The organism is Cupriavidus sp. MEYA8 (genome assembly GCF_059278825.1).
The window spans coordinates 2,296,022-2,309,033 of the sequence record NZ_CM181221.1 but is presented as its reverse complement, the minus strand read 5'-3'; the positions used below and the strand labels follow the sequence as shown (position 1 = coordinate 2,309,033).

The window sequence follows — 13,012 nt, the reverse complement described above, 5'->3', positions numbered from 1 at the left end:
GGCACGATGGCAGGCGTTGCTTCGGAGGCTACGTTCGGAAGCAGCAGTTGAGGATAGGGAGGGGGCGTGGCGGCGCGCGCGGAATTGCGTCGCGGGAAACCGCTACGCGATGTGCCAGTACCGGTACCGGGGTGGGCACCACAATATTGACGAGCACCGGATGGAAGGCGGGAACCTGGGGTGTTGCATGGTCGGCCGACTTGGAGCCGAGCTGGCAGTGCTCCTGGCAAAGCCCGTCATGCATGCCCGGCGCGGCGTCTTCCTTTGCCATGTCGGGGCAGGCTTCCGTCATGCCCGGCATTCCCTCCATCGAGCCAAGCGAATACCGGCTGCCCTCGCAGGCATACGCTGCCGCTGCCAGTTGCACTGTCAGGAAAGCGCTCAGCAGGAATACGGCAAGCAAGAGCCGATGAAGGGGAGTACGCATGTTGTGATGCCGGTGTGGCACGAATGGTAGCAGCCTTTGCCTGCTTGCAGCATATGCCGGTTGTGGCGCTTTGTCGCACGTCAAGCGCATGCTGCCGGCCATGGATGGGAGCGCCAATTCGCCAGACACCTTACCGGGATGTAATGGCCGCGTAACGTCCTGGTGAGAGAAGGCCTCATACGATGGATTCGCGGGTGCGCCCGCGTTTGGGAGCCAATGGGGGAGCCACATTGCCTCCCGGCCGCCCTTTGCGATAGTGTTGCCGTACCCGCTGATGCATTTCTTCCATGGCAGCCAAAAGGAGCCAGGGGCAACGCCACGGTAACAGGCAAAGCGGATGCCTCGATGGGTCCCGGCCGCCGATGATTGCGGCGCTGGCGATGAGCCTGAGTTCTGCCTCGGTCATTACCAATGCGTTGCGGCTCAGGGGGGCTGCTACTTGACGCGAGCCAACATGGAAGATTCAAGCAAGCGACGCTGGCGCATCGCTGGACTGATCGCACTCGGCGCGGCGGCTGCCGCCGCCGTTGCGCTGCAGGCCAAGCGATATATCGAGGCGCCCATCCCTGCCGGAAAGGCAAGCGATGCGCGGCAGCTTCGCATCGATGCCTCCGATACGGTACTGGTTGCGCAGGGTCGGAAGATCTACGCGCAGCAGTGCGCGTCGTGTCATGGCGCCAGCCTGCAGGGGCAGCCCGAGTGGCGCCAGCGACTGCCAAGCGGCCGGATGCCGGCGCCTCCGCATGATGCTTCCGGCCACACGTGGCATCATCCCGACGCCGTGCTGTTTGCCATTACCCGGAATGGCCTGGTCCCGGGCATTACCGCGCCGGAGGGCTATGAGAGCGACATGCCGGCGTTCGCACCGTTGCTGTCCGATGCAGACATCATCGCCGTGCTGGCGTATATCAAGAGTACCTGGCCACAGAAAATGGCAGCCGCGCAGCGGGAGGCAACGGAGCAGTACGCCGGTCGCCGGTGACGCGCCGCACCGGGTCCCGGCGAAAGCGTCGCCGTCAAGCCGCGTTGCGGCTCAGCACCGGCAGCGAGCTGGAACCAAATTCGCTGTATAACAACTTGCCGCACGCCGCGCACGCACGCTGGCCTATAGTCTGTCAGCCAGCCACCTCATCGGCCCAACCAGGGCCGAGCCCTCACAGGAGATAACGCGTGTCGACCACGGAAACCTATCTGATCGATTCCATCCGCCTTGCCATGGAAAACGTGCGGGAGCGCAACACCTGGCCCTTCGGCGCCGTGGTGGTCAAGGACGGCAAGGTGCTGGCGCGCGCGGTCAACGAGGTGGAAGCCACCTGCGATCCCAGCGCGCACGCCGAAATGCAGGCAGTGCGCGCCGCGAGCCGTGCACTGGGCAAGCCCGACCTGAGCGGCTGCACGGTCTACGCCAGCGGCTACCCGTGCCCGATGTGCCTGACGGCGATGTACCTGGCCGGTGTCGGGGCGGTCTACTACGCCTATTCCAACGAAGACGGCGCGCCTTATGACCTGTCCGCGGAGCGCGGCTATGTCGAGCTGGCGCGGCCTGTCGAACAGCGCGAGATGAAGCTGGCCTACCTGCCGGCGCGCGACGAAGGCCCAGACCTGTATGAGGCGTGGCGCGAACGGCAGGACCGCTAGGGCATAGGCCTTCACCGGATGCCGCGCGATGCCTTGTCCGCGCGGCCGTGCAGCGCGCGACTTCCTGGCCGCAGGTGCTCCAGCACCCGGGCGGCGCGCGGCGACAGCGGCCACTCGGCACGATGGACCAGCCAGAGCGTATCGACCGCCGGCGGGCCAGAGTCGACCAACTTGACCGCCTCCGCATGCGCGAAGGCCTTGCGCGCACGATCGAGCTGGCGCGCGCGATGCGCGAGGGCGGCCTCGACCTGCTCAACGTCAGCGTCGGCTCTCCACGCCCGACGCCGTCGTGGGTACTGCCGGCGCCTTACGCGCACTGGCTGGAGCGCTGCCGGCTTCAGGCCTGAGCGCGGGCCGGGCGTGGGCTGAACGCGGCGGCGTGCCGGCACGTTTCCGCGTTTTGCCGCACAATAACGCCTTGCGCGCCGCACAGGAGCACGCTGGATCACCAGAGGCGGGGTCATCGACCCGCCCGGCAGCGGGCGGCATTTTCGTAGAACCCCCTGCAATCCTGTACATGGCCGCCCCACATGCACACGCCGCCGCGGACGCCGTCCGCGGCGTTCCGCCTTCCGGCCCCTCGCGCGATGCGAGCACGCCGAATCTTTCCGACCACCCTGCAAAGGCCAGACGGCCGGCAAGTTCCGGCCGCCTCGCACTGCTGGCGCTTGGCGTCGGCAGCTTCGCCATCGGTACCGGCGAATTTGTCATCATGGGTCTGCTGCCCGATGCCGCGCGCGACCTCGCCATCTCCATCCCCGAAGCCGGCCACCTGATCAGCGCCTATGCGCTGGGCGTGGTCATCGGCGCGCCGCTGCTGGCGGTGCTGGGCGCGCGCTGGCCGCGGCGCAACCTGCTGGTGGCGCTGATGGCGGTGTTCGCGGCGGGCAATCTCGCCAGCGCGATGGCGCCGGCCTACCTGTCGATGCTGGTGGCGCGGCTGCTGACCGGCTTCCCGCACGGCACCTACTTTGGCGTGGCGGCGCTGGTCGCCGCGGGGCTGGTGCCGCGCGAGCGGCGCGCGCAGGCGGTAGGACTGGTGATGCTTGGGCTGACCAGCGCGACGCTGGTCGGCGTACCGATCGCCGCCACGGTCGGCACCTGGCTCGGCTGGCGATCGGCCTTCGTGATCGTGGGTGCGCTCGGCGCGCTGACCGCGCTGCTGGTGTGGCGCTGCGTGCCGTTCGTGCCGGCCGACCGGCATGCCAGCCCGCTGCGCGAGTTGTCGGCGCTCAGGCGCAAGCAGGTGTGGCTGACGCTGGGCATCGGCGCGATCGGGTTTGGGGGCATGTTCTCGGTGTTCAGCTACATCAAGCCGACCATGCTCGAACTGGCGCACATGCCGGCCGCGGGCATCCCCGTGGTGCTGGCGCTGTTCGGCGTCGGCATGGTGGTGGGCAACCTCGCCGGCGCGCGGCTGGCCGACAAGGCGCTGATGCCGACCATCGGCGGCGTGCTGGTGTGGACCGCGCTGGTGCTGGGCGCCTTCACCTTCACCGCGCCGCATGCGTGGCTGGCCGCGGCCAATGTGCTGCTGGTCGGCACCGTGGTGGCACTGGGCCCGGCGCTGCAGATCCGGCTGATGGACGTGGCCGGCGATGCGCAGGCACTGGCGGCCGCGCTCAACCACTCAGCGTTCAACATGGCCAATGCGCTCGGCGCGTGGCTGGGCGGCGTGACCATCGCAGCCGGCTATGGCTGGACCTCGACCGGCTGGGTCGGCCTGCTGCTGGCGCTGGGCGGCCTGGCGATCTATGCCTGGTCGGTGCTCGACATGGACCGCCGCGGCGCCACTGCCACGGCTTGATCTTGCTCGCGGCGCTACGACAGCCGGCTTGCAACCTGCCAGGAAAAAAGGGCGCCATCGCTGGCGCCCCTTGTCGATTCCGGCGCTGCGGCCGGCAGTGCTGCCCTCAGGCGTCCGCGACGCTCGCGCCGACGATATTGAAGCCGCCGTCGACGTAGGTGATCTCACCGGTCACTCCGCTGGCCAGGTCGGACAGCAGGAAGGCGGCCACGTTGCCGACTTCGTCGATGGTCACGTTGCGGCGCAGCGGCGCGGCCTGCTCGAAGTGGCCCAGCAGCTTGCCGAAGTCCTTGATCCCCGACGCGGCCAGCGTCTTGATCGGGCCGGCCGAGATGCCGTTGGCGCGGATGCCGCGCGGGCCGACCGAGGAAGCCAGGTAGCGCACGCTGGCTTCCAGCGCGGCTTTGGCCAGGCCCATGGTGTTGTAGTTGGGAACCACGCGCTCGGCGCCCAGGTAGGTCAGCGTCAGCAGCGAGGCCTTGTCCGACAGCAGCGGCAGCGCGGCCTTGGCCAGCGCCGGGAAGCTGTAGGCGGAAATGTCATGCGCGATGCGGAAGCCTTCGCGCGACAGGCCCTCGAGGAAATCGCCGGCGATGGCTTCGCGCGGCGCAAAGCCGATCGAGTGCACCAGCCCGTCGAACTTCTCCCAGCGCTGGCCCAGCGCGGCGAAGGTCGCGGCGATCTGCTCGTCGCTGCCGACGTCGCACTCGAACACCATGTCGGTACCGAATTCCTTGGCAAACTCGCTGATCCGGTCCTTGAACCGTTCGCCGACATAGGTGAAGGCGAGTTCGGCGCCTTCGCGCTTGCACGCGGAGGCAATGCCATAGGCGATCGAGCGGTTCGAGAGCAAGCCCGTGATAAGGATCCGCTTACCTGCCAGAAATCCCATAAGTTCTCCAAGGTGGTGTATCAGGCACGCTTCCTGCGTCCGCCGTGCGGCCGTGCGCGTGCCCTGGCTGTTCTGCGGCCGTTTTATTGCGCCGCGCAGAGGGAATGTCCGGATGGCTGGCGCCACCCCGGACGCATGTAAAATTGTCTCATACTTGGCCCGGCCGCAGAACGCCGGGACCCCAGAGGTCATAGTGGAGGAATCCAACGGGATGCCTATTCAAGCACGTTGGCCGCTTCAGGCGGCATGGCAGTGCTTCCGGCGGGATGCGGTACTGCGGTTCGGGCTGGCGACCATGCTGGCGGCGGGGGTCTCCCTGGTCTCTCTGGTCTCTTCCCCGGCCATGGCGGCGCATGGGTTCGCGCTGCACGGAGACCTGAAGTACGCCGAGAATTTTCCGCACTTCGACTATGTCAACCCCAACGCACCGGCTGGCGGCACGCTCACGCTCGCCAATCCGGACCGGCGCACCAGCTTCGACAAGTTCAACCCGTTCACGCTGAAGGGCACGTCGGCGCCCGGGCTCAATGCGCTGATGTTCGAGTCGCTGCTGGTCAGCAGCGCCGACGAGACCGCCAGTGCCTACGGCCTGCTGGCCGAGGACGTCACGGTCGCGCCGGACGAGATGTCGGTCACCTTCCGCATCCGCCCGCAGGCGCGCTTCTCCAATGGCGACCCGGTGCTGGCATCTGACGTCAAGCATTCTTATGACATGCTGATGAGCAAGGCGTCGAGCCCCGGCTACCGCAGCATGTGCACCGATGTGAAGGCGGTGGTCGTGACCGGCGAGCGCACGCTGCGCTACGACTTCAAGCAGCGCAACCGCGAACTGCCGCTGATCGTCGGCGCACTGCCGGTGTTCTCGAAGAAGTGGACCGCCAAGGTGCCGTTCGAGAAGCTGACCTTCGAGCCGCCCATCACCAGTGGCCCCTACCTGATCGAGCGCTACGACGCCGGCCGCGGCATCATCTTCAAGCGCGATCCCGGCTATTGGGGCAAGGATCTGGCGGTGCGCCGCGGCACCTTCAACTTCGCGCGCGTGGTCTACCGCCTGTACAAGGACGAGACCGCCAAGCTGGAGGCCTACAAGGCCGGCGAGTTCGATGCCATCGTCGAGTACCGTGCCAAGAACTGGGCCAAGAGCTACCAGGGCACGCGCTTCCGCAACGGCGAGCTGATCAAGACCGAGTTCCCGCACCGCAACGGCGCCGGCATGCAGGGCTTCGTGATGAACATGCGCAAGCCTGTGTTCCAGGACGTGCGGGTGCGCCAGGCGCTGATCCTGGCGCTGGACTTCGAATGGCTGAACCGGCAGCTGTTCTACGGCGCGTACAAGCGGCTGGACAGCTGGTTCTCCAACAGCGAGCTGGCCGCCAGCGCCACCGTCGACGGCCGGCCCGGCCCCGGCGAGATGGCGCTGCTGGAGCCGCTGCGCGCCGAGCTGCCGCCCGAGGTCTTCGGCCCCGACGTGGTGCAGCCCAGCACCGCGGCGCCGCGGTCGCTGCGCGACAACCTGCGCCTGGCCCGGCGCCTGCTGGCGCAGGCCGGCTGGACCTACACCGACGGCGCGCTGCGCAACACCAAGGGCGAGCCGCTGGTATTCGAGTTCCTGGACGATGGCGGCGCCATGAGCCGCGTCATCACCACCTATGTGCGCAACCTGGAAAAGCTCGGCATCCAGGTGCACCAGCGCACCACTGACTTTGCGCTGTACCAGAAGCGGCTGGAAGACTTCGATTTCGACATGGTGTCGATCCGCTTCCCCGACTCGCAGAGCCCGGGCAACGAACTGCGCGACCGCTTTGCCAGCGAGGCCGCGACCACGCCCGGCTCGGACAACCTGTTCGGGCTGAAGTCGCCGGTCGTCGACAAGCTGGTCGACAACCTGCTGCATGCCCATACCCGCCAGGAGCTGATTACTGCCGGGCGCGCGCTCGACCGGGTGCTGATGCACGGCTACTACATCGTGCCCAACTGGTACAGTGCGTCACACCGGGTCTCGTACCGCAAGGAACTGGCTTATCCGGAGCGGCTTCCCTATTTCTATACGGCCGAAGGCTGGATCCTGAGCCAGTGGTGGCGCAAGGACGTCCAGCCGCAAGCGCGCTGACGCTTTCAGTGCAGATTAGCTAAAGGAACAAGGACCGGCCGATGCTTGCCTACCTGCTCAAGCGCATCCTGCTGATGATCCCGACGCTGATCGGCGTCATCACGCTGACCTTTGTCGTCATCCAGTTCGTGCCGGGCGGCCCGGTCGAGCAGATGATGATGGAACTGAAAGGGCGGGGCGGCGCTGGCGAAGCCAGCGGCGGCGGCGCCGAATACCGCGGCCGCCGCGGCGTCGACCCGGAGAAGATCAAGGAGATCCAGGCCCTGTACGGCTTCGACAAGCCGCCGCTGGAGCGCTACTTCCTGATGCTCAAGCGCTTCGCCCAGTTCGACCTGGGCCAGAGCTATTTCCAGCACCGCAGCGTGTGGGAGCTGGTCAAGTCCAAGCTGCCGGTGTCGGTCAGCCTGGGTTTGTGGACGTTTTTCCTGACCTACCTGATATCGGTGCCGCTCGGCATCTCCAAGGCGATCCGGGCGGGCAGCCGCTTCGACGTGGTCACCAGCATCGTCGTGCTGGTCGGCTATGCGATTCCCGGCTTCGTGCTGGGCGTGCTGCTGCTGGTGCTGTTCGGCGGCGGCACCTTCGTGCAGTGGTTCCCGCTGCGCGGGCTGACCTCCGACAACTGGGAACAGCTGTCGCTGATGGGCAAGGTGATGGACTACCTGTGGCACCTGGTGCTGCCGATCACCGCCTCGGTGGTGGGCAGCTTCGCGGTGGTGACCATGCTGACCAAGAACGCCTTCCTGGAGGAAATCCGCAAGCAGTACGTGCTGACCGCGCGAGCCAAGGGGCTGGGCGAGCGCCGCGTACTGTGGAAGCATGTGTTCCGCAACGCGCTGATCCCGCTGGTGACTGGCTTTCCGGCGGCCTTTATCGGCGCCTTCTTCACCGGCTCGCTGCTGATCGAGACACTGTTCTCGCTCGACGGGCTGGGCCTGCTGTCGTATGAGGCCGTGCTGCGGCGCGACTACCCGGTGGTGCTCGGCACGCTCTACCTGTTCACGCTGATCGGGCTGGTCACGCGCTTGATTTCCGACGTCTGCTACGTGCTGGTCGATCCGCGCATCCATTTCGAGGGCCTGCACCGATGAAACCGTTCTCGCACGCGGTGCCCAACGGCCTGCCGCATTCGCCCTCGCCGCGCCAGCGCGCCTGGCAGCGCTTCCGCCGCAACCGCCGCGGCTACTGGAGCCTGGTGATTTTCGTCGCCATCTTCGTGCTGAGCCTGGGCGCGGAGATGTTGTCCAGCAACCGCCCGCTGGTGGTGCGCTACAACGGCGACTACTACTTCCCGATCGTCAAGACCTACCCGGAGACGACCTTCGGCGGCGACTTCCCGACGCAGGCCGACTATCTCGATCCGTTTATCCGCGACCGCATCACCAGCGACGGCAATTTCGCGGTCTTCCCGCTGAACCGGTATTCGTACGACTCGCTGAACTACTTCGCCAAGGAGCCCAACCCGGCGCCGCCGTCGGCCGAGAACTGGCTTGGCACCGACGACCGTGGCCGCGACATCCTGGCGCGGCTGCTGTACGGCTTCCGCGTATCGGTGCTGTTCAGCCTGGCGCTGACCGTGATCGGCGTGGTGATCGGCACGCTGACCGGGGCGCTGATGGGCTTCTTCGGCGGCCGCTTCGACCTGTTCTCGCAGCGTGCCATCGAGATCTGGAGCTCGATGCCCGAGCTGTACCTGCTGATCATCTTCGCCTCGATCTTCGAGCCCAGCCTGGCGCTGTTGATCATCCTGCTGTCGCTGTTCGGCTGGATGGGGCTGTCCGACTACGTGCGCGCCGAGTTCTACCGCAACCGCTCGCTCGACTACGTCAAGGCGGCGCGCGCGCTGGGCTTGTCCAACGTGCAGATCATGTGGCGCCATATCCTGCCCAACAGCCTGACGCCGGTGATCACGTTCCTGCCGTTCCGCATGAGCGCGGCGATCCTGGCGCTGACCAGCCTGGATTTCCTTGGCCTTGGCGTGCCGCCGACCACGCCCAGCTTGGGCGAGCTGCTGGCGCAGGGCAAGGGCAACCTCGATGCCTGGTGGATTTCGCTGTCGACCTTCACCGTGCTGGTGGTGACGCTGATGCTGCTGACCTTCATGGGCGACGCGCTGCGCGATGCCTTCGACACCCGCCTGGGCCTGGCCGCGCTGCGTGGCCGGGTCGAACCCAAGGTCCCGGCCGGCGCGCCGGCGGCGCCGGCGCCGGGAGTCACGCCATGAGCGCCGTGTCGCCGCTGCTGCAGGCCGCCACCGGCCTCGCCCCCGCCGAGATCCCCGCGCCTGGCTCCACGCTGATGTGCGTGGACAAGCTGTCCGTCACCTTCGGTCACGGCGAACATGCCACCCGCGCGGTGCGCGAGGTCAGCTTTGACCTGCGCGCCGGCGAGCGCTACGCGCTGGTCGGCGAATCGGGCTCGGGCAAGACCGTGACCGCGCTGGCCATGCTGCGCCTGGTTGAAGATGCCTACTACGACGGCGCGATCCGCTTCGAAGGCAAGAACCTGCTCGACGTCTCCGACCGCGAGATGCGGGCAATCCGCGGCGCCGAGATCGCGATGATCTTCCAGGAACCGATGACGGCGCTGAACCCGCTGTACACCATCGGCAACCAGATCGTCGAAACGCTGGCGCTGCATGAAGGCCTGGACCGCCGCGCCGCGCGCGAGCGTGCCATCGCGCTGCTGGAGCGCACCGGCATCACCGACGCCGCCCACCGTTTCGACAGCTTCCCGCACCAGCTGTCCGGCGGCCAGCGCCAGCGCGCCATGATCGCCATGGCGCTGGCGTGCCGGCCCAAGCTGCTGCTGGCCGACGAGCCCACCACGGCGCTGGACGTGACCATCCGCGCGCAGATCATGGACCTGCTGCGCGACCTGCAGGCCGAATTCGGCATGGCGGTGATGCTGATCACCCACGACCTGAACCTGGTGCGTTCATTTGCCCAGCGCGTGGGCGTGATGGAGAAGGGCGTGCTGGTCGAGACCGGCGAGACCGCCCAGGTGTTTGCCGCGCCCCAGCACCCGTACACGCGCAAGCTGATCGACAGCCGCCCGAAGCGCGAGGTGCTGCCGCTGGTGCCGCTGGCGCCGGTGCTGCTGGAGGCGCGCAACCTCAGCGTCAACTACGCGCGCAAGCGCCGTGGCGTGGCCGGCTGGTTCGGCAAGGACCAGTTCGCGGCGGTCAAGGATGTCGATTTCCAGTTGCGCGAAGGCGAGACCATCGGCATCGTCGGCGAATCCGGCTCGGGCAAGACCACACTGGCGCATACCGTGCTGGCGCTGCAGCGCAAGGGCGCCGGCACCATCCATTTCCTTGGCCGCAGCTTTGACGACGCCACGCGCAAGGACCGCTGCCAGCTGCGCTCGCGCATGCAGGTGGTGTTCCAGGATCCGTTCGGCTCGCTGTCGCCGCGCATGACCATCGAGCAGATCGTCGGCGAAGGGCTGGCGCTGCACCAGCCCGGCCTGTCGCGCGAGGCCACGCGCGAGCGCGTGATCGACGCCCTGCGCGAAGTCGGGCTCGACCGCACCGCGCTGGGGCGCTATCCGCACGAGTTCTCCGGCGGCCAGCGCCAGCGCATCGCGATCGCGCGGGTGCTGATCCTCAAGCCCCAGGTGCTGGTGCTGGACGAGCCTACCTCGGCGCTGGACGTCTCGATCCAGCAGCAGGTGCTGGCGCTGCTGTCCCAGCTGCAGCACAAGTACAACCTGAGCTATCTCTTTATCAGCCACGACCTGGCGGTGATCCGGGCCATGGCGCACCGCGTCATCGTGATGAAGGCGGGGGAGGTGGTAGAGACCGGGGAAACCGAGGCCGTGCTCGGTGCGCCGCAGCATCCCTATACCCGCAAGCTGATGGCCGCGGCGCAGGTTGGTGCTGCCTGACCGCAGTGCCTCGCAGCATCGCTTTTTGCGCCGCCGGACTGGCGGCGTTTTGATATGCGCAATCCGATAAACAAGATGCAAAATTCGGCCTATATCGTTGATTCGCAAGTCAAATCCGGCGAATTTGTAACGAACTTTGACATGTGAATGACAACCCTTTACCATCCGGCGAGTACTACTTTCGGGGGTGGTGTGTCCGACGCATTGAATCGCGCAGTGCACGTTGACGGTGCGATTGTCGGCGCGGTTTATCGGCGCGGTTTCGGCGCGGTCGTGACGCAATAGCGTCATCTCTGCCTGGCGCGGATGTTGCGTTACGTCCTCCCCGTAGTACCGGCGTGGTGCACACGCTGTACACAGATACCCAGCAGCCCCGGACTTTGTGCCGGGGCTTGCTTTGGAAACGTTCAACGGGAGAACCAATGCAGCGATCGGTGCTTCATTCCCTGGCGCGCGCCGCCGTCGGAATTGCCATTGCCTGCGGTGCGACTGTGTCGAATGGAGTGCTGGCGGACACGGTGTTCAAGGACGCCGACGCCCGTATCGATGCCACGGCCCCGGCCGCGGACTCGCATGCGGAAGGCAAGCGTGGCTTGCTGTCGTCGATGGTGAATTCCACCAGCAACGTTGCCAGCAAGGCTGGCGACCTGGTCATGAACGCGCTGGGCCTGATCGGCGTGCGTTACCGCTTCGGCGGCAACAGCCCCGAATCCGGCCTCGACTGCAGCGGCTTTGTCCGCTACGTGTTCCATGACACCTTCGGCTTCATGCTGCCGCGCCGCTCTGTCGAAATCAGCCGTGTCGGCACCAACGTGGCGACCAGCGACCTGCGTCCGGGCGACCTGGTGTTCTTCAACACCATGCGCCAGACCTTCTCGCACGTCGGCATCTATATCGGCGACAACAAGTTCGTGCACGCCCCCTCGACGGGCAGCAAGATCCGTGTCGACGACATGCGCGCCGCGTACTGGGTGACGCGCTACAACGGCGCGCGCCGTATCGAGGACGATGGCAACAGCCGCAGCGAAAGCCTCGGCGACATGGTCGAGACGCTCAAGCGCTACGATCCCAAGGCCGTACGGGCCACCATGTACGGCGGCTGAGCTTCAACGCAACGCCACAAAGGAAAGGGACTGCCGCGGCAGTCCTTTTTGTTTTCCGCGTCGGGCGCCGCTATGCGTCGCTATTGCGCCGCCACCGTGCCGGCCGGCTGTAGCCGCGCCTGCTCCAGCTTGTGCCGCAGCGTGGCCATCACCGCGGCGGTCGCCTGTTCGCCCGCCAGCACCGCGCGGTTGCGGGCGTTGAAGTCGCTGCCGCTCATGTCGGGCAGTTCGGGGCGGATCACCACGTCGGCGCGCGACAGCGCCATCTTGTTGATCGACTGGCCCATGATCGCGGTGGTCTGCAGCAGTACGCCGCTCTGGCCGGCGTTCTTCTGTGCCGACGGGTCGGCGGAGATATTCACCGCGATGACGAAGTCGGCGCCCATGGCGCGCGCCGAGTCGACCGGCACCGGCTCGACCAGGCCGCCGTCGACGTAGTCATGTCCCTGGATCGACACCGGCTGGAATACGCCCGGCACGCTGCTCGACGCACGCACGGCCTGTCCGGTATTGCCGCGGCGGAACAGGATCTTTTCGCCGGTCTTCAGGTCGGTGGCGACGATGCCCAGCGGCAGCTTCATTGCCTCGATCGGCCGGTTCAGCACCTGTCGGTTGACGTAGTTCTGCAGCGCCTCGCCCTTGAGCCAGCCGCCGAAGCGGGTGCCGAAGGGCAGGGCCCAGTCGGCGATCGACGCCTCGTCCATGGTCAGCGCCAGCTTGTTCAGCCTGAAGCCGTCCAGGCCGCTCGCATACAGCGCGGCCACGACCGCGCCGGCGCTGGTGCCGGTCACCAGGTCGGCATGGATCCCCTGTGCCTCGAGCGCCTTGATCACGCCGATATGGGCAAAGCCGCGCGCGGCGCCGCCGCCAAGCGCCAGGCCGATCTTGACCGGACGCGGAGTGGGTGGGACGGCGGGCGTGGTCGCTACCGGCGGCGCAGTGCGCGGGCCGAAGGCGCAGCCCGCCAGCAGGGCGGCCGCGGAGAGGCCGAGGAAATGACGTCGTTGCATGAAGCGGGATCAGTAAATCGGGGGTGGCCGGGACTGCTGTGGCATGTGATGTCAACGCTGCTTTATGCGTCTTGCGCCGGCATGCCTGTCGACCGGCACGATCTCAGACCGGCGCAAGCATAAATGATTCCGCGCAC

At 66.9% G+C, this 13,012-nt stretch carries 13 protein-coding genes; 9 read left to right on the top strand and 4 right to left on the bottom strand.

The window, feature by feature from the left end:
* Window positions 1-28: 28 nt before the first annotated feature.
* The gene (locus tag AC5WJ1_RS10655; protein ID WP_133096112.1) at window positions 29-427 is read right to left on the bottom strand and encodes a copper resistance protein; all 399 of its coding nucleotides are present in this window, start codon (window positions 425-427) and stop codon (window positions 29-31) included.
* A 454-nt stretch (window positions 428-881) separates the two neighbouring features.
* On the opposite strand from AC5WJ1_RS10655, the gene AC5WJ1_RS10650 reads away from it, so the two are divergent.
* The gene (locus AC5WJ1_RS10650) at window positions 882-1,409 is read left to right on the top strand and encodes a c-type cytochrome (protein ID WP_494476069.1); all 528 of its coding nucleotides are present in this window, start codon (window positions 882-884) and stop codon (window positions 1,407-1,409) included.
* 188 nt (window positions 1,410-1,597) lie between these two features.
* Complete coding sequence (locus tag AC5WJ1_RS10645) at window positions 1,598-2,065, top strand: nucleoside deaminase (RefSeq protein ID WP_195431970.1); 468 nt, start codon at window positions 1,598-1,600, stop codon at window positions 2,063-2,065.
* A gap of 11 nt (window positions 2,066-2,076) precedes the next feature.
* Here the strand turns inward: AC5WJ1_RS10645 and AC5WJ1_RS10640 are convergent, their stop codons facing one another.
* Entirely contained in the window at window positions 2,077-2,235 is a 159-nt protein-coding gene (locus tag AC5WJ1_RS10640) for a hypothetical protein (protein WP_494476068.1), read from the bottom strand.
* Window positions 2,236-2,250: 15 nt separating this feature from the next.
* Here AC5WJ1_RS10640 and AC5WJ1_RS10635 point away from each other — a divergent pair, with 15 nt between their 5' ends.
* Window positions 2,251-2,412: a hypothetical protein gene (locus AC5WJ1_RS10635; protein ID WP_165971515.1), complete on the top strand. Its 162-nt coding sequence runs from the start codon at window positions 2,251-2,253 to the stop codon at window positions 2,410-2,412.
* A gap of 170 nt (window positions 2,413-2,582) precedes the next feature.
* The gene (locus AC5WJ1_RS10630) at window positions 2,583-3,872 is read left to right on the top strand and encodes an MFS transporter (RefSeq protein WP_133096113.1); all 1,290 of its coding nucleotides are present in this window, start codon (window positions 2,583-2,585) and stop codon (window positions 3,870-3,872) included.
* Window positions 3,873-3,978: 106 nt separating this feature from the next.
* Here AC5WJ1_RS10630 and fabI read toward each other — a convergent pair whose 3' ends face one another.
* Window positions 3,979-4,764: an enoyl-ACP reductase FabI gene (gene fabI, locus AC5WJ1_RS10625; protein ID WP_133096114.1), complete on the bottom strand. Its 786-nt coding sequence runs from the start codon at window positions 4,762-4,764 to the stop codon at window positions 3,979-3,981.
* Window positions 4,765-4,975: 211 nt separating this feature from the next.
* Here fabI and AC5WJ1_RS10620 point away from each other — a divergent pair, with 211 nt between their 5' ends.
* The 5 genes from AC5WJ1_RS10620 to AC5WJ1_RS10600 all read left to right on the top strand — a co-directional run bounded on the left by AC5WJ1_RS10620 (window position 4,976) and on the right by AC5WJ1_RS10600 (window position 11,865).
* The gene (locus tag AC5WJ1_RS10620; RefSeq protein WP_135705524.1) at window positions 4,976-6,874 is read left to right on the top strand and encodes an extracellular solute-binding protein; all 1,899 of its coding nucleotides are present in this window, start codon (window positions 4,976-4,978) and stop codon (window positions 6,872-6,874) included.
* A gap of 41 nt (window positions 6,875-6,915) precedes the next feature.
* The gene (locus AC5WJ1_RS10615; protein ID WP_133096116.1) at window positions 6,916-7,965 is read left to right on the top strand and encodes a microcin C ABC transporter permease YejB; all 1,050 of its coding nucleotides are present in this window, start codon (window positions 6,916-6,918) and stop codon (window positions 7,963-7,965) included.
* Window positions 7,962-9,098 (top strand): ABC transporter permease, encoded by a 1,137-nt coding sequence (locus tag AC5WJ1_RS10610; protein WP_133096117.1) that lies wholly within the window; start codon window positions 7,962-7,964, stop codon window positions 9,096-9,098. The genes AC5WJ1_RS10615 and AC5WJ1_RS10610 overlap by 4 nt, the downstream gene beginning before the upstream one ends.
* Window positions 9,095-10,762, top strand: coding sequence for an ABC transporter ATP-binding protein (locus AC5WJ1_RS10605; protein ID WP_135705523.1), 1,668 nt, complete (start codon window positions 9,095-9,097; stop codon window positions 10,760-10,762). The genes AC5WJ1_RS10610 and AC5WJ1_RS10605 overlap by 4 nt, the downstream gene beginning before the upstream one ends.
* Window positions 10,763-11,184: 422 nt before the next feature.
* Window positions 11,185-11,865, top strand: coding sequence for a C40 family peptidase (locus tag AC5WJ1_RS10600; protein WP_135705522.1), 681 nt, complete (start codon window positions 11,185-11,187; stop codon window positions 11,863-11,865).
* Window positions 11,866-11,945: 80 nt separating this feature from the next.
* On the opposite strand, the gene AC5WJ1_RS10595 is transcribed toward AC5WJ1_RS10600, so the two are convergent.
* Window positions 11,946-12,875, bottom strand: a complete 930-nt coding sequence (locus AC5WJ1_RS10595; RefSeq protein WP_135705521.1) for a patatin-like phospholipase family protein — start codon at window positions 12,873-12,875, stop codon at window positions 11,946-11,948.
* Window positions 12,876-13,012 lie beyond the last annotated feature (137 nt).

Bases quoted from the DNA above. Each gene is read 5' to 3' on its own strand.
- AC5WJ1_RS10655 (WP_133096112.1), bottom strand. From the start codon at position 427: ATGCGTACTCCCCTTCATCGGCTCTTGCTTGCCGTATTCCTGCTGAGC.
- AC5WJ1_RS10650 (WP_494476069.1), top strand. From the start codon at position 882: ATGGAAGATTCAAGCAAGCGACGCTGGCGCATCGCTGGACTGATCGCA.
- AC5WJ1_RS10635 (WP_165971515.1), top strand. From the start codon at position 2,251: ATGCGCGAAGGCCTTGCGCGCACGATCGAGCTGGCGCGCGCGATGCGC.
- AC5WJ1_RS10630 (WP_133096113.1), top strand. From the start codon at position 2,583: ATGGCCGCCCCACATGCACACGCCGCCGCGGACGCCGTCCGCGGCGTT.
- fabI (WP_133096114.1), bottom strand. From the start codon at position 4,764: ATGGGATTTCTGGCAGGTAAGCGGATCCTTATCACGGGCTTGCTCTCG.
- AC5WJ1_RS10620 (WP_135705524.1), top strand. From the start codon at position 4,976: ATGCCTATTCAAGCACGTTGGCCGCTTCAGGCGGCATGGCAGTGCTTC.
- AC5WJ1_RS10615 (WP_133096116.1), top strand. From the start codon at position 6,916: ATGCTTGCCTACCTGCTCAAGCGCATCCTGCTGATGATCCCGACGCTG.
- AC5WJ1_RS10610 (WP_133096117.1), top strand. From the start codon at position 7,962: ATGAAACCGTTCTCGCACGCGGTGCCCAACGGCCTGCCGCATTCGCCC.
- AC5WJ1_RS10605 (WP_135705523.1), top strand. From the start codon at position 9,095: ATGAGCGCCGTGTCGCCGCTGCTGCAGGCCGCCACCGGCCTCGCCCCC.
- AC5WJ1_RS10600 (WP_135705522.1), top strand. From the start codon at position 11,185: ATGCAGCGATCGGTGCTTCATTCCCTGGCGCGCGCCGCCGTCGGAATT.
- AC5WJ1_RS10595 (WP_135705521.1), bottom strand. From the start codon at position 12,875: ATGCAACGACGTCATTTCCTCGGCCTCTCCGCGGCCGCCCTGCTGGCG.